At 31.4% G+C, this 15,101-nt stretch carries 16 protein-coding genes; 4 read left to right on the top strand and 12 right to left on the bottom strand.

What is annotated here, in order from left to right; all coding sequences use genetic code 11:
- Nucleotide 1: 1 nt before the first annotated feature.
- Complete coding sequence (locus CCE28_RS23115; RefSeq protein WP_456297862.1) at nucleotides 2–106, bottom strand: DUF1659 domain-containing protein; 105 nt, start codon at nucleotides 104–106, stop codon at nucleotides 2–4.
- A gap of 717 nt (nucleotides 107–823) precedes the next feature.
- Nucleotides 824–1,009: a hypothetical protein gene (locus CCE28_RS17990; RefSeq protein WP_095135111.1), complete on the bottom strand. Its 186-nt coding sequence runs from the start codon at nucleotides 1,007–1,009 to the stop codon at nucleotides 824–826.
- Nucleotides 1,010–1,122: 113 nt separating this feature from the next.
- Between CCE28_RS17990 and CCE28_RS17985 the strand changes: the two genes are divergently transcribed.
- The 3 genes from CCE28_RS17985 (at nucleotide 1,123) to CCE28_RS17975 (ending at nucleotide 3,166) form a co-directional block, all read left to right on the top strand.
- Nucleotides 1,123–1,683: a rhomboid family intramembrane serine protease gene (locus CCE28_RS17985; protein WP_095135110.1), complete on the top strand. Its 561-nt coding sequence runs from the start codon at nucleotides 1,123–1,125 to the stop codon at nucleotides 1,681–1,683.
- 172 nt (nucleotides 1,684–1,855) lie between these two features.
- Nucleotides 1,856–2,419 carry a DNA-3-methyladenine glycosylase I gene (locus CCE28_RS17980; RefSeq protein WP_095135109.1) on the top strand — a complete coding sequence of 188 codons (564 nt, stop codon included), beginning with the start codon at nucleotides 1,856–1,858 and terminating at the stop codon, nucleotides 2,417–2,419.
- Between the two features lie 93 nt (nucleotides 2,420–2,512).
- Nucleotides 2,513–3,166, top strand: coding sequence for a hypothetical protein (locus tag CCE28_RS17975; protein WP_176461902.1), 654 nt, complete (start codon nucleotides 2,513–2,515; stop codon nucleotides 3,164–3,166).
- Nucleotides 3,167–3,195: 29 nt separating this feature from the next.
- Here CCE28_RS17975 and CCE28_RS17970 read toward each other — a convergent pair whose 3' ends face one another.
- The 6 genes from CCE28_RS17970 to CCE28_RS17945 all read right to left on the bottom strand — a co-directional run bounded on the left by CCE28_RS17970 (nucleotide 3,196) and on the right by CCE28_RS17945 (nucleotide 8,023).
- Nucleotides 3,196–3,561 carry a PH domain-containing protein gene (locus CCE28_RS17970; protein ID WP_095135107.1) on the bottom strand — a complete coding sequence of 122 codons (366 nt, stop codon included), beginning with the start codon at nucleotides 3,559–3,561 and terminating at the stop codon, nucleotides 3,196–3,198.
- Between the two features lie 15 nt (nucleotides 3,562–3,576).
- On the bottom strand, nucleotides 3,577–4,137 hold the full coding sequence (locus CCE28_RS17965) for a hypothetical protein (protein ID WP_095135106.1): 561 nt from the start codon (nucleotides 4,135–4,137) through the stop codon (nucleotides 3,577–3,579).
- 124 nt (nucleotides 4,138–4,261) lie between these two features.
- Nucleotides 4,262–4,633, bottom strand: a complete 372-nt coding sequence (locus tag CCE28_RS17960) for a ribosomal maturation YjgA family protein (protein ID WP_095135105.1) — start codon at nucleotides 4,631–4,633, stop codon at nucleotides 4,262–4,264.
- 231 nt (nucleotides 4,634–4,864) lie between these two features.
- Nucleotides 4,865–5,755, bottom strand: coding sequence for an SMP-30/gluconolactonase/LRE family protein (locus CCE28_RS17955; RefSeq protein WP_095135104.1), 891 nt, complete (start codon nucleotides 5,753–5,755; stop codon nucleotides 4,865–4,867).
- Nucleotides 5,756–5,804: 49 nt separating this feature from the next.
- Nucleotides 5,805–6,608, bottom strand: coding sequence for a histidinol-phosphatase HisJ family protein (locus CCE28_RS17950; RefSeq protein WP_095135103.1), 804 nt, complete (start codon nucleotides 6,606–6,608; stop codon nucleotides 5,805–5,807).
- Between the two features lie 284 nt (nucleotides 6,609–6,892).
- Nucleotides 6,893–8,023: an RtcB family protein gene (locus CCE28_RS17945; protein WP_095135102.1), complete on the bottom strand. Its 1,131-nt coding sequence runs from the start codon at nucleotides 8,021–8,023 to the stop codon at nucleotides 6,893–6,895.
- Nucleotides 8,024–8,400: 377 nt separating this feature from the next.
- On the opposite strand from CCE28_RS17945, the gene adhE reads away from it, so the two are divergent.
- A complete protein-coding gene (gene adhE / locus CCE28_RS17940; protein ID WP_095135101.1) occupies nucleotides 8,401–10,980 on the top strand; it encodes a bifunctional acetaldehyde-CoA/alcohol dehydrogenase in 2,580 nt (859 codons plus the stop codon).
- Between the two features lie 67 nt (nucleotides 10,981–11,047).
- On the opposite strand, the gene CCE28_RS17935 is transcribed toward adhE, so the two are convergent.
- From CCE28_RS17935 to CCE28_RS17920, 4 genes are all read right to left on the bottom strand, one after another.
- The gene (locus CCE28_RS17935; RefSeq protein ID WP_095135100.1) at nucleotides 11,048–11,473 is read right to left on the bottom strand and encodes a YjdF family protein; all 426 of its coding nucleotides are present in this window, start codon (nucleotides 11,471–11,473) and stop codon (nucleotides 11,048–11,050) included.
- A 505-nt stretch (nucleotides 11,474–11,978) separates the two neighbouring features.
- A complete protein-coding gene (locus CCE28_RS17930; protein WP_095135099.1) occupies nucleotides 11,979–12,542 on the bottom strand; it encodes a DUF5317 domain-containing protein in 564 nt (187 codons plus the stop codon).
- Complete coding sequence (locus CCE28_RS17925; RefSeq protein WP_095135098.1) at nucleotides 12,539–13,807, bottom strand: HD-GYP domain-containing protein; 1,269 nt, start codon at nucleotides 13,805–13,807, stop codon at nucleotides 12,539–12,541. Before CCE28_RS17925 ends, CCE28_RS17930 begins: the two co-directional genes overlap by 4 nt.
- Nucleotides 13,808–14,051: 244 nt before the next feature.
- On the bottom strand, nucleotides 14,052–14,693 hold the full coding sequence (locus tag CCE28_RS17920) for a hypothetical protein (RefSeq protein WP_095135097.1): 642 nt from the start codon (nucleotides 14,691–14,693) through the stop codon (nucleotides 14,052–14,054).
- Between the last annotated feature and the right edge of the window lie 408 nt (nucleotides 14,694–15,101).

Raw genomic sequence — 15,101 nt, 5'->3', positions numbered from 1 at the left:
CCTATTCGTTTATTAATTCAGATTCGTTTACCTTTGCTACTTCTAGGGCTGTATTAGATTGTAACCCTATTAAGCTGCTTGCTACTGCATATACATCCNACCGAATAAATAGCCTAAATAAATTTTAACTCCTAGGTTCATAAAATCTATTGTAAAACTAAAAAAGGCACACTTCGTATGCTTCGCTAGGAAACCCTATGGTTTCCTTCGACGATTGCTATCGCAATCTGAGCACCTTCCTTCAAAGCGGGCAGGGGAACTTTTCCCCTACAACCCCTTCTTTTTTATTGGTTTATACGTTTTATATTAATTAGCTTTCTTATACAATNAAGCCCATGAAATCATGGACTCTAATCTTTATCTATGTATTTTTAAATGGCAATACTTTGAGTAAAATTTACGGCTTAGGTCTGGTTGGCTTTCCCAAGAAGATACTGGTTTGTTGCCAAATCAGCAGTTTCCTTTTAAATCTTCCTATAGATAAATCTATTACCAGATTACCACTTAGTCCGTACTTCAATGCTCAAAATATTTCATTTAGAACAGTCTAGGAGTTTTCCTCAACAGTCAAAACATATCTTATCCTCTTTTGCAAAATAGGTTTCAAAGTAATTATCCCCACTATTTCACTCAAGGCAGGCTACTCTGCATCTACCACCTAATGTAGCACATTGCAGGTTTAATCTTAATAGAAAACGTGCCCTCTATTAAGTGTCACGAAAAATAGGGATAAGGCCCACATGCCACTGTAGGTTACCCTAATCTTCTTCCTCCCAATACTCACCCAGGCTTGGCAGTCCCAAGCAAATACCAGGAGTTTCATTCATATGCCCTGTGGCGGATTTTTAGACCCGCCTTCAAATATGGATGATCTGACTAGAATACTGCGCCATCTAATTTTTTGCGTGAAAAGTATTATATGATTTATATGCAAGAAAGTCAAATAACACTTTTTCCCATAGATTTTACCTATTATTTTATCTTTAATAATAGGTAATTTCTTTCCCATACCTACTCTCCTTTTATATTTACACTCTTGTATCCTTAATACATCTTCCCTTGCTATGAGTATTATGTCATCGTATAATTAAGACATAATATGCGCATAAGAAGGAGGCAACTATGAAGAATATACTAAAAAAAATAGAATACAATTCCCCTGTCATACTTACATTTTCCCTTCTATCTACTATAATCTTTTTTATAAATAAAATAATACCTAGTATTATACCTGCATTCTTTACTTATAGGGGTAACTTAAATTTTATTAATATGTTACTTTGGCCCCTAGCACACGGCTCTATGGACCATCTAATTGGAAATATTACTTTAATCTTACTTATAGGCCCTATGCTTGAGGAGAAATACACATCTAAAATTTTATTGTTTCTTATGGTTATAACTACCCTTACTATAAGCCTTTTTCAGGGACTTTTCTTCAATGGAGGTATTCTTGGGGCTAGTGGTATAGTTTTTATGATGATTGTCTTAACATCCTTTACAAATATGAAGCAGGGTAAAATTCCCCTTACATTTATTTTCATTGCCCTTTTATTTTTAACAAAGGAAATCTATAATGGTCTATTTATAGATAATAACGTTTCAGAGCTTGCACATATTTTAGGCGCCCTAGTTGGTATAATCTATATTTCTATTCAAGGGAAAATTAATCGTCATACTTAATTAATTTTATAACCATAAAAGAGTAACTTATATATCATAAGTAAATGGACTTCTTATTTATAAGGGGTCCTTTTTTTAAAATGAAATATTAAGTGTATGTTATTTAATCAACCTTAACAATAGAAATCTATGATATAATTTATTCAAACATACGTTCTAGGAGGTTTTACTGATGAAGAGATGTGATTGGGTAACAGAAGATCCTTTATATATTAAATATCATGATGAAGAGTGGGGAGTTCCCGTTCATGATGATAGGGTTCATTTTGAATTTTTAGTCCTTGAATCTGCTCAAGCTGGACTTAGTTGGATAACTGTCCTTAAAAAACGTGAAAATTATAGGCTTTTATATGATAATTTTGACTATGAAAAAGTTGCCTTATATGATGAAAATAAGATTGAAGAACTTTTATCTAATAAGGGAATTATTAGAAATAGACGAAAGATAGAATCATCTATTAATAATGCTAATAGATTTATGGAGGTTCAAAGGGAATTTGGTTCCTTTGATAATTACATATGGAGTTTTGTAGAGAATAAGGTCCTTATAAATAGTTGGGCCACTTTAGGAGATGTACCTGCCTCTACGGATCTTTCTGATAAAATATCTAAGGATATGAAAAAAAGAGGTTTTAAATTCATAGGTACTACTATTATCTATTCTTATCTTCAAGCGGTGGGTATAATAAACGATCATACTACAGATTGTTTTAGATATGAAGAATGTATGAGCTAATGATTTCATTAGCTTATATTTTTTTGCCAATTATTTAATAATTATTTTATTTTTTACAAAAACATGATTATACTAATAGTATAGTAACTAAAGATGAAAGGATTATTTAATATGATAGATAAGGAAATTTTATTAGATTTAACTAAGGGATTAATACATAATTATGGTTTAATCAGCATTGATGATTTTTCACATATATTAAAAAGCAGATATGGTTTGGACATTCCTAAAAGGGATTCTCTTACCAAAATTTTAGAAGATTTCTCCCATGATAATGATTTATTTAATGTTAAGGATGATTACATATATATAGACGAGATTAGAGACTATAATTATTTGAAGGATTTACAAGAGGAACATGGGGATTTAGATTATAAGCATATTAGTTATATGGAAGTAATAGAGTCATCTAAGTTAGGACGACCTTTGAATAAGTTTTATAAGAAATTATATAATTATTTAAAGAACACCTTTGGAATTGCCACTTCAAAACTTCCTCAGACTATTGAATTTTTATCCTATAATTTTCAACTAGAAATGCCTTTACATGAACTTGTTCAATACTTAATTGAATTTAGTTCTACTAAAAGAATTAATGATCAAACGGAAATCCTTTCATTACTTGGTGATTTTTTAGAAGAATTACCTCAATGGTCTTTAAAAGGATTCTCTGTAAATGATCTAAAGAAAAAAGATGAAAACAAGGATAAGGGCACTTTTGGTATTATAACTAGTCTACATGGTTAATGAAAACCGATGGAAATCCATCGGTTTTTTTAAAAGTCTTTTTTTACTACTATATCTTTTTTAACCTTTTTTATATCATGTATTATCTGTTCCTTGTTAGAAGTATTGGTAAAGGATACCATATAATTTTTATCCTCCGTATAGAATACTACCCTCTCTGTTCTCCAGTTATAAGCACCACTGGCAAATACATGTTTTTCTGGTTCTTCGCCCTTAGCTGGTCCCTTTCTTTTTGTCTGTACAATCTTTTTTATACTATGAATTGGAATCTCATATTTCCTTAGGCCGCCCCTAACTTTTAAGATATCCCCTTCTACCCTATAGGATGAACCAATTAACATCCATATTACATATCCAACAAAAGCTCCTAAGAGTAATCCTATGACACTACTCATATTAACACTCCCTCTTTAGATTAATATGTCTGACTCTGATAATTTTATTTTTATGTTATTACTATCATACCTTTGTTTACTGTCAAATTCAACCATAAGCCTAACTTTCTTTATTTTTATTAACTCTTTCCACCCTAAATATATTCTTCTTATGAACTCTTCTCTCCATTGGTCCATTTTATCTATTAAGGGACAATTGTGAATTTGGTCCTTTTCTATTATTAAATATAGTTTTCCCTTTTCCATATGGGGCTCAAAGGGATAGGTTCTACATTGAATAGGCCTTAAATGTCTAAAGCATCCAAATTCATCTTCGCAATAAATATAGTGAACATATCCTATATTATGGGGTATGTCATATTCAAAACTAGTATGTCTTTCTACTTTTAAGTTTTCACTAAATTCACTATTTCGCAGCATACTTTCATATTCATAGGGCATTAAATATATTCCCATCTTTTCCTCTCCATCATATGTTCTACAACAATGATGGTTACACAGTTTTCCGCAGTCTCCGTCTATTAATTGTACATCCATTAGTTCATAGGCCTTTTCATATATACTTTTGTAATCCATATTATATCTCTCCATATTTCATATTATAATTATTCCACTCATAAAAATACCAACTACCTTTTGAGGTGTTGGCCTTTTATTTTAGTTTAATTGACTATTTGTTATAAAACAAGGTAAAATTCATTTAGCTTCTTTTCTTTACTATAAAGTAATCTATTAAAAAACCTATGACAGCTCCTATAGTATAGTACACAAGATCACTCCATAAAAATCCATACCCTAGTATTAAACCAAATAATCTAATACTCCTTATATTATTTATCCAAGGACTCTTATATAGTTGGGATAACTCTATAGTATATGAAAATACTAATGTGTATAAGAATATGTTCTTGTGTGTATTGTTTATAAACAAAGCTCTAAATATGAAATAAACCATAGTTGCCCACAATATATCACCAATATATAGTGGAAATATATTGGTGTATTTTCTAGATAATAAACCTAGTATTATGATTATAATAGTTAATAATATATATTTAAATCTATCCTTCATAACTTACTTCACCCCTTTATTTACCATATGATTCAATATAACACAAAATATGCATACTGTGTATGCTTCGCTATGGAACCCTATGGTTCCCTTCGACGATTGCTCTCGCAATCTGAGCACCCTCCTTTAAAGAGGCAGGGGAATCCTTCCCCCACACCCCCTTCATTTTTTACTTATCCATCCTTTTGAGAATTTATAATTTCCTGGTAAGTAAAAAATTGAGCACATGTATTAATTATACATGTGCTTTTTTCCAATTTTCATATTTATTTTACATAATCTATCACATAGAGTAATGTAAAGGCTTTTCATGTGGCCATCTCCAAAGGCCATATTAGTAGGCTTTCCTGTTAATTTAATAAGACCTAGTTTTTTTCCATTCCTATCAAATATTAAGAGGCCCCTTGTGGTGGCACATATTAAATCTTGTCTATCATTTATCTCTAATCCATGAAGAGAATCTATATCTTTTTCATCTAGGGTAACCCATTCTTCTCCGTAAGTTAAATCACCCTTTTTATCTACCTTATATCTCCATATGGATTTATCATTAGTATCACTTACAAATAATTTAGATTCATCCTTAGAAAACACTATGCCATTTGGATTTTTTAAGTTATCTATTAATAAATCTAGTTTTTTCCTTTTAGGATCATATTTGTATATGCCTTGAAAAAACAATTCTTGTATGCCTTTACTTCCATTTTTTTTAGTTCTTCCCAAGTTAGGATCAGTAAAATATATGGCTCCATCACTTTTTATTACCACATCAGTAGGACTGTTTAATCCCAATTTATCATAATGGGATGCTAACACTTCCTCATTTCCAATTTTATCTATTTTAACTAGTCTGCTAGTTTTATGTTCACAACTTATAATGTTTCCCTTTTCATCTATGGCATTTCCATTGGCCATATGGTTTTGTTCTCTAATGACCTTTGTTCCACCTTGGCAGGTCCATTCATATAACTTTTCTCCAGTTGCGTCATTAAATAATAACCTATTATTTGCCTTGTCCCAAGCAGGTCCTTCTATAGACTTAAACCCTTTTGTTATGACCTCACATTCCACATGGTCATCTATTAAATCCCAGAGTTTATCATTAAAACATGTTATATCCATAAAACCTCCTAACTAAAAATAGTGGAAATAAATTTCCACTTGGCTAAAATTAAATATCTATGAAGTTAGGTTTTCTTTTTTCAAATAAAGTTATTCTCTTATAACCAAGTTCCTTAAGTAAGTTTATGGCATAATCAAAGTCTCTGCACAAATCCTCAGAATAATGGGCATCTGACCCTATTGTAACTATTTCCCCTCCAAGTTCTAAATATCTTTTTAGTATTTCCCTACTTGGATGGACTTCCTCTAAATTGTATCTAATACCAGATGTATTTACTTCAATTCCCTTATTTTTCTTTATTACTTCCATTAGAATTTCATCTATTATATCTTTGAAATCCTCATAGTTTATTTTCTTTTCTTCATAGGGTACATATCTGATTATGAAATCAAAATGTCCTAAAACATCATAGTTATCATAATTTTTAACTAAGTGTAATAGTCCTTCAAAGTACTTCCTGTAACTTTCTTCCTTTGTCCTTCCTTTAAAGAAATCTCCCCTGTAAAAGTCATTTCCATCACAGGTATGTAATGATGCTATTACAAAATCAAAGGGATAGTTATTTAAAAGTTCATTTAACTTATGATGAATATGAGGTTGATACCCAATTTCCACACCCATTAGTATTTTCATATTTTGATGTTCTTTTCTCAAATCTTCTAATTTTTTCATATATAAACTATAATCTATTCCAAAATTAATATTTTCATCTGGATAATCATAATCCACATGATCTGTAAACATGACCCCACTTAAATTTAAAGATTTTGCCTTATGAATTATTTCTTCTGGTGGTGTAGTAGAATCTGCAGAAAAATCTGTGTGTACATGATGATCTATAATATTTTTCATGCCCTATCTCCTATCTGTATTATATTGGGGACGGTTTTTTCAGTTGTTATAGTACCAGTCAGTAGAATTTTCTAAGTGACCGTCCCCTAGAGTAAAGTGAGAAAAAAGCTTGTGTTGTAATTTCATTTTAACTTATCTTTGTAAAGTAAATGTTATATGAATGTTTCCTATATGTTATTTTTCCCACATTATCTTATGTAATTAAATATAAATATTACATTTTTTCTTCATATAACCAAAATAGGGATTGTTATTAAATAAGATAAATAACCATCCCTTCATTTCTATTTTGCTTTGAAATTATATAAAGGTTTTATATGATCTAATATGTGTAGAGTATCTTTCATATGCTTTTTAACCTCATCCATAGGTTTATAGGCCATAGGACTTTCATCTAATGTGGATTTTGATACGGAACTACTCCATATCCCTTCCATAGATTTTTTATATTCATTAATACATAATTTATCTTTAGCAGCCTTTCTAGATAAGATCCTTCCAGCTCCATGGGGAGCAGAATTGTTCCAGTCTTCATTGCCCTGTCCTATTCCTATAATGGACCCATCTCTCATATTCATAGGAATTATAACCACTTCATCTTTATTGGCACATATGGCTCCCTTTCTAATAATAAAATCTTTCATATTAACATAGTTGTGTATGGTAGTGAATTTTTCAGCACTATCATAATCTATATTTAAAAACTCACATATTTTTTTAGATATGACCTTTCTATTTAATTCTGCAAATTCTTGAGCAAAGTTCATATCTTCTATATATTCTAATCTATCTTCATTCTCTAAGAATGCCAAATCCTTAGTCACATCATACACACTATTCTTATTTTTCATTTCTTCACAATAATTTATGGCCTTATTTTGATGGTATTTAGCTATGACATTTCCTAAATTTCTACTGCCTGAATGAATTACTAAATACTTTTCTTTATCCTTACCTTCATTAATCTCAATAAAGTGATTACCACCGCCTAGGGTCCCTATGGAACATATATGTCTATTAAAATCCGATTTAGTTTTATTAGAAATACTTCTTAACCTATCACTCCAATCCTTGTCGTATCTCATGGGAGCTTTTTTATGGATACTAAATCCACTTGGAATTTCTTTTCTAATCATATTATCTAATTTTTCAAAATCTATATTTATTCTTCCTAATTTAGTAACCTCCATACCGCAACCAATATCTACCCCTACTAAATTAGGAATTACCTTATCCCCTAAATTTGCCGTAAATCCTATAACACATCCCATACCAGCATGAACATCTGGCATGATCCTAACCTTTACATTTTCAAAAGCCTTATGGTTTAATAAATTCTCAATTTGACTAAAAGCCTTATCATCTATCCTGTCTGCAAATATTTTAGCATTCGTATACTTCCCTTTTAGTTTCATTTTATCCTCCACCTAAATAATTTTAAGTAATTATATATTTTAACCCAATCTATGTCAAATAATTTGGAACTGTACATTCATTTAATACACCTCTCCCATGTTCAAAGTAACTTTTGTTAAAAAATAAACGTTAATTTTTAAACACCAATTCATGGATAATATTTTCTTCTCATCACCTTTCTTACAGATTAATCATAGATTATTATATGATTTTTCATAAAAAAATTCTATTTAAGCACTTGTGCAAGAAAATAGATTGTGATATTATTAACACGTACCAAGCAAACAACAACTTAATACTTAAAAATAATAATAGTGAATTTTTTTTACAAATCATTAGTTAAAAATATAACAAACTTTTAAGAGAGGTGTTAATCATGAAAGTGACAAAACCAGAAGAATTATTAAAAAGATTTGAGGAAGTAAGGAAAGCTCAAAGGGAATTTAGTAAATTCACTCAAGAGCAAGTAGACGAAATATTTAGATCCGCTGCCATTGCAGCTAATAACTCAAGAATTAAATTAGCTAAGATGGCAGTAGAAGAAACGGGAATGGGTATTGTTGAAGACAAGGTTATTAAAAACCACTTTGCTTCTGAATATATATATAATAAGTATAAAGACGAAAAGACTTGTGGAGTTATTGAAAAGGATAGTTCCTTTGGAATTACAAAGGTAGCAGAACCAATAGGAGTTATTGCAGCAGTAGTCCCTACTACTAACCCTACATCTACTGCTATATTTAAAGCATTAATTTCTTTAAAAACTAGAAATGGTATCATATTCTCTCCACACCCAAGGGCTAAAAAGTCCACAATAGAAGCTGTTAAAATAGTTCTAGATGCAGCTGTTACAGCTGGTGCTCCTAAGGGAATTATGGGTTGGATAGATGAACCATCATTAGAATTATCTCAATTAGTAATGAAAGAAGCTGACATGATCCTAGCAACAGGTGGCCCTGGAATGGTAAAGGCTGCTTACTCATCAGGTAAACCAGCAATCGGTGTTGGGGCGGGTAATACACCAGCTGTTATAGATGATACGGCTCATATCAAGATGGCTGTAAACTCCATATTGTTATCTAAGAGTTTTGACAACGGAGTTATTTGTGCATCTGAACAATCAGTCCTTGTACTAGATAAGGTCTATGATGAAGTTAAAAAGGAATTTGCTGATAGGGGAGCTTATATCTTAAATAAGGCTGAAATAGATAAGGTTAGAAAAGTAATATTAATAAATGGTTCATTAAATGCTAATATAGTTGGACAATCAGCTTATACAATAGCTAAAATGGCAGGAGTTGAAGTTCCAAAACAAACTAAGATATTAATCGGCGAAGTAGAGTCTGTAGAATTAGAAGAACCATTCTCCCATGAAAAATTATCTCCTGTTTTAGGAATGTATAGAGTTAAGACCTTTGATGAGGGAGTTAAAAAAGCTGCTAGGTTAGTAGAACTTGGTGGATTTGGTCACACTTCCGTATTATATGTGGATCAAGTTAAAGAAAAGGAAAAGATAGAAAAATTCGGTGCAGCCATGAAAACTGGTAGAACTATTATAAATATGCCAGCTTCTCAAGGAGCTATAGGAGATATATATAACTTTAAACTTGCTCCTTCTCTAACACTAGGTTGTGGATCATGGGGTGGAAACTCCGTATCTGAAAACGTAGGGGTTAAACACTTAATTAACATAAAAAGTGTAGCTGAGAGGAGAGAAAATATGCTTTGGTTTAGAGTTCCAGAAAAAGTATACTTCAAATATGGTTCATTGGGAGTTGCCTTAAAAGAATTAAAAGATATGAATAAGAAAAAGGCCTTTATAGTTACGGATAAGGTTCTATATGAATTAGGCTTCGTAGATAAAGTAACTCATATATTAGATGAGATTGGTATTGACTTTAAAGTATTCTTTGATGTGGAACCAGACCCTACATTAGCTACTGCTAAAAAGGGTGCTGATGAAATGAAGAGCTTTGAACCTGATACTATCATTGCCCTAGGTGGAGGTTCTCCTATGGATGCAGCTAAAATCATGTGGGTAATGTATGAACATCCAGAAGTTAAATTTGAAGATTTAGCCATGAGATTTATGGATATTAGAAAAAGAGTATATAAATTCCCTACACTAGGTGAAAAAGCCATGATGGTGGCAGTACCAACAACAGCTGGTACTGGTTCTGAAGTAACTCCATTTGCAGTTATTACAGATGAAAACTCAGGAGTTAAATACCCACTTGCCGATTATGAACTAACACCGGATATGGCCATAGTTGATGCAGAATTAATGATGAATATGCCAAAGGGATTAACTGCTGCTTCTGGTATAGATGCATTGACCCATGCCCTAGAAGCTTACGTATCAGTACTTGCTTCTGAATACACAAATGGATTAGCCCTAGAGGCCATTAGATTAATATTTAAATATCTACCAGATGCTTATAATGAAGGAACTATTAATATTAAGGCACGCGAAAAAATGGCCCATGCATCTACCGTGGCTGGTATGGCCTTTGCAAATGCATTCCTAGGTGTTTGTCACTCTATGGCCCATAAATTAGGTTCTACTCATCATGTTCCTCATGGTGTGGCTAATGGTCTTTTAATAAATGAAGTAATTAGATTTAACGCAGTAGATAATCCAAGAAAACAAACGGCATTCCCACAATACAAATACCCAAATGCTAAATGGAGATATGCAAGAATTGCTGATTATCTACAATTGGGTGGTAATAATGATGATGAAAAGGTTGAATTATTAATTAAAGCCATTGATAAACTAAAAGTTCAAGTAGGTATTCCAAAATCTATTAATGAAGCTGGTGTATCTAAGCATAAGTTCTATGCATCATTGGATTCAATGAGCGAGCAAGCCTTTGACGACCAATGTACAGGAGCAAACCCAAGATACCCTCTTATTAGCGAGATTAAGCAAATGTATATGAATGCCTTTGAATAGGGACAGTTAATGATTATAATCAAATAAGAAATTTACCCCAAAACATTAGGGAAGGCATATGCCTTCCCTAATGTCCTTTTTTCTTCTCTTTTTTCTTTAATTGTTTTTTTAAATATTTTTCTTCTTTTTCTTTTTCTCTTTTTTCTCTTTTCTTTTTCTTACTAACTTTTTTGACTTCTTCCATATGGATTTTCAGGGCTTCCTGTGCCTTTGTACATGGACTTTTTTTCTTCCGTTCTTTTGACACTTCCCTTTGTCGTCTCTTGGGATTTATCTTTCCTGGGTCTTTCTTTGATTTTTCTTTCAAGCCTTTAGATAGCCTCATCCTAGAATAATGATTGTTAAGAATAAATTCAAAGACTTCCGGTTCTGTAGGCTCTGGCCCAAATACATGCCTGGATACTTGATATCGTTCATTGTAAAAGACCTCTAAATACCCAACCCAAAAGCCATTTTCAAATAACACATTAAACCTTGATTTTACCATATTCATAATGTCATCCCCTTTGAAATATTTACTTACCAAAAACGGACGACCCAAAGGGGGAAGGTTACTGCTACACGTGAGTGTAGGTCTGGACTACCAACCAGAACTGTGTTTTTATTTTGGCATCTTTATATTATCATAATAACTTTCCAATTTCTAGGGTGCATCACGGATAGTTCATTTGTCCTGAATCCTTTCTTTTTTCGTAAAAAAAGAGGCCCTTTTGGCCCCATTGTCTATATTTAAAATTTACTTATAGCATTTTGTAATTCTTGTTTTTCTTGCAAAAAAAAAGAGGATGCCTATTGCTTAGCATCCCAGTCATATACTTGCTATATATTTTGTTCTAGATTTGTCTACCCTAAAGACTTTATTATTTTACCACATTTCTATTATTATATCCACAGAAATAAGTCCTATTTTATATATTTTTGCCTAAATTTGTACTTTTCGTCATTTAGTCCTTTATATTTTTTCCTATAATCTCCTACTAAGTAAAAAAGTGACTAAATTAGTCACTTTCTATAATCATTTTATCCTGTATAAATAAAAATGTCCCCCCTATCATAAATATATCTCCTAGACTCAATATTTTAGGAAATGGATAAGGCTTTTTTAAATGTAAAATATCTGCTAAAAATTCTAATTTAGTATTAGGTCCTGTTGCAGTATGGACTAAATCTTTTCCATCATTTAATAAGTTAAGACTTTCCCGGGAAATCATTTCCTTTATAGAGCTCACATCCACAGGCATTTTCCCATTGTTTGCAAATATTACTAATCCATTTAATATTACTCCTATTAATATTAATTTAAATCCCCTTTTGTTTCTATTAGCATAAATGGTCATTATTATGAGGGAATATATTATTATATCTATAAGTATTATATTTTTATCTAAAAATTGCCACAAAGGTTCTATTTGTCTCATTCGTATAAAAGATGCTATAGTTTCTATAAGAGCACTTAAAACTAATAAATACCACTTTTCAATATAAACCTTTTCTAAGTTTTTAAACTTGCCCCCTCGTATTTTCCCTATTGCTAAGGGAACTAGTACTGCTTCTACTATCATACATTTTCCACCTTAAAGTTATTTGAATATTTTACAAAAGCTTCTACCACTTTTGGATGGAACTGTGTTCCCGATTCTTCTTCTACAATACTTAATGCTTTTAATTTGTCCATTGCTTTTCTATATGGTCTATCTGATGTCATAGCATCAAAGGCATCTGCCACAGCTAATATATAAGATTCTATGGGAATCTCATCTCCTCCAATACCATCAGGATAACCCTTTCCATCATATCTTTCATGGTGATGTTTAACTATCCTTGCCACCTCGGCTAAACTATCTACTTCTGATAGGATTTTGCACCCTATAAATGGATGTTTTTGTATCTCTATATATTCTTCATAATCTAATTTTCCACATTTATTTAGTATATTATCTGGTATTCCAATTTTACCTATGTCGTGCAATATGGCTGCTATTCTTATTTTTTCCACTTTGCTACTATTAAGACCCATACATTTAGCTATACTAGTGGCATAATCTGCAACCCTGTAGGAATGGCCATTAGTATACTCGTCCTTTGCCTCCATGGCATTAGATAAGGACTTAATAGTTTCCATATACATGTGTTTCATGTTTATATAAAGTTGAAATGAATGTCTTGCCAACAATAATGGACCGAAGAATAATATTACTCCAAACATGCCGTAAGAATTATAGACAACAGCTATAAAAATCCCTAATGGAGATATTGCTATAAGATTAAATACAACCCACAAACTCTCCTTAGCAAATATAGTAGGAGGTTTATTCTCTAGTATAGACATTAAACACGTAAAAATTGATACATTTATAATCAAATAGCCTGTTACAGCCATTATTATTCCTATTATATTAAAATCAGCAATCCTGACATTAGATACAAAACTATTTATATATATGTATATCCAAGTAGCAACAAGTAATGATATAGAATATGCTGATCCATTAAATATCCTCTTATACAGCGGAGTATTTAAAATACAATATATTTTCCCCTTATCTTTTTCTATAAATAAAAGCATAGATAAAAATCCGATTATCACCACTATATTAGATTGAAATATTAACATAGACGCTAACCCAATTCCAAATCCCACCGAAATCGCGATTGTTCCATTAACCTTTATTGCTAGAGATTCTGCTATTATACCTAAAGCAATAAAAAAAATAACTTTAGGCAATATATCAACAGTAATTGAATTGACACTAAAGTATAATGATACAAGTCCTAAGACGCTTATGAAAATCACATATAATTTTAGCCTTGTTGGTAACTCCTTCATTTTTATCTCCTTTATATAATTTTAGGTCGGTAAAATTAAATTATCTCCAGCTGAAGCTTGCTCCACCAGCTAATACTAATGATAATAAAGACATTAATAACACTAATACTCTGTTTTTCACGGATATGGCCCCCTTTGCACAGATACTCTGCGGCTACGCTAACTTCACAGGCCTATATTCGCTTCGCTATTCATATGTATAAGTATTTCATCTAAATATGCCGACCTAAAATATAAGCATAATTTAAAACTTTCCTACTTTTCTATTTATGGCATCTAATGTGGCTTTTATTACTGCCTCATACTCATTTTTTCTCACCATAGAAGAACCTACTAGTAAGTCCTCTCCCCTATCAGATATAAATGTAATTGCCACATTTATAATTTCTTTTTTAGCTAAAATTGACTTTTCTATATCCTCAACTATAAACACATTGTCCACACCTAAAAATTCATGGACGCAATTTAATGTGGCTTGTGCCACTAACCTATATACATTTCTAGTAGCATTAGTACCACTTGCTACGCTCAAACTTTCCTCTTCACCCTTTTTAAGGACAACTTTTATTTCTACTAAATTTCCTTCTACAGAGTAGGCTATAGACCCAACTTCTAATCTAGAATTTAATTCTTCATCTTCCTTAGTGTCTATTTGGGCTATACTTATTTTCTTGTGATCTATTTTGATGTTAAATTTAGCCATTAATGTGGATTGTATATCCCTAGATATTTGCTTGGCATTTCTTTTATTAGTAGCCAATATATGTAATTCAACAATATGCTCCTTTTCATCATCTAATACAACCTTAGATGATATAACCTCTGGGATACTGTTTATAAATTCCTGTATATGTAATATTAATTGTTCTATATTTAAGTTCTCCATATTTTCTTTCCCCTCTTCATCAAGAAAATTTAAAAGTTAATCGAAAAAAATCACACTAAATAATATTCGACTTTTTTTTTATATTTCCTTCATAAATTCTAAATTTTATAGCAACGAAACACATTTGTTCACATATTGCATATATTCTCTCTATATTGACAGATACTTACTTCTATCTTTTTTATTAGAATACAAAACCACCTTTATGTGAATACTAATGTATATTTAAACTAAAATTATTCTTCACTTAGCTCTGGAGGTTTTTCATTACTATTTACTTATTTAGTAATAGTTTTAACTCATAATAAATTCAGAAAGTTAAAGGGTTGTCCACCTACCGGTAACTGTCAACTCCCTTGGTATCCTTATACTTCATGGATAGCCATAATAGCTTTAATAGTAATTATA

Source organism: Anaeromicrobium sediminis, from assembly GCF_002270055.1.
Lineage (GTDB): Bacteria > Bacillota > Clostridia > Peptostreptococcales > Thermotaleaceae > Anaeromicrobium > Anaeromicrobium sediminis.
This window is presented reverse-complemented; position numbering and strand designations above follow the sequence as displayed.

What these genes read in the sequence shown, in the direction of transcription:
- CCE28_RS17985 (WP_095135110.1), top strand. Translation starts at nt 1,123, where the DNA reads ATGAAGAATATACTAAAAAAAATAGAATACAATTCCCCTGTCATACTT.
- CCE28_RS17955 (WP_095135104.1), bottom strand. Translation starts at nt 5,755, where the DNA reads ATGGATATAACATGTTTTAATGATAAACTCTGGGATTTAATAGATGAC.
- CCE28_RS17975 (WP_176461902.1), top strand. Translation starts at nt 2,513, where the DNA reads ATGAAAGGATTATTTAATATGATAGATAAGGAAATTTTATTAGATTTA.
- CCE28_RS17980 (WP_095135109.1), top strand. Translation starts at nt 1,856, where the DNA reads ATGAAGAGATGTGATTGGGTAACAGAAGATCCTTTATATATTAAATAT.
- CCE28_RS17965 (WP_095135106.1), bottom strand. Translation starts at nt 4,137, where the DNA reads ATGGATTACAAAAGTATATATGAAAAGGCCTATGAACTAATGGATGTA.
- CCE28_RS17960 (WP_095135105.1), bottom strand. Translation starts at nt 4,633, where the DNA reads ATGAAGGATAGATTTAAATATATATTATTAACTATTATAATCATAATA.
- CCE28_RS17920 (WP_095135097.1), bottom strand. Translation starts at nt 14,693, where the DNA reads ATGGAGAACTTAAATATAGAACAATTAATATTACATATACAGGAATTT.
- CCE28_RS17950 (WP_095135103.1), bottom strand. Translation starts at nt 6,608, where the DNA reads ATGAAAAATATTATAGATCATCATGTACACACAGATTTTTCTGCAGAT.
- CCE28_RS17945 (WP_095135102.1), bottom strand. Translation starts at nt 8,023, where the DNA reads ATGAAACTAAAAGGGAAGTATACGAATGCTAAAATATTTGCAGACAGG.
- CCE28_RS17935 (WP_095135100.1), bottom strand. Translation starts at nt 11,473, where the DNA reads ATGAATATGGTAAAATCAAGGTTTAATGTGTTATTTGAAAATGGCTTT.
- CCE28_RS17990 (WP_095135111.1), bottom strand. Translation starts at nt 1,009, where the DNA reads ATGGGAAAGAAATTACCTATTATTAAAGATAAAATAATAGGTAAAATC.
- CCE28_RS17925 (WP_095135098.1), bottom strand. Translation starts at nt 13,807, where the DNA reads ATGAAGGAGTTACCAACAAGGCTAAAATTATATGTGATTTTCATAAGC.
- CCE28_RS17930 (WP_095135099.1), bottom strand. Translation starts at nt 12,542, where the DNA reads ATGATAGTAGAAGCAGTACTAGTTCCCTTAGCAATAGGGAAAATACGA.
- adhE (WP_095135101.1), top strand. Translation starts at nt 8,401, where the DNA reads ATGAAAGTGACAAAACCAGAAGAATTATTAAAAAGATTTGAGGAAGTA.
- CCE28_RS17970 (WP_095135107.1), bottom strand. Translation starts at nt 3,561, where the DNA reads ATGAGTAGTGTCATAGGATTACTCTTAGGAGCTTTTGTTGGATATGTA.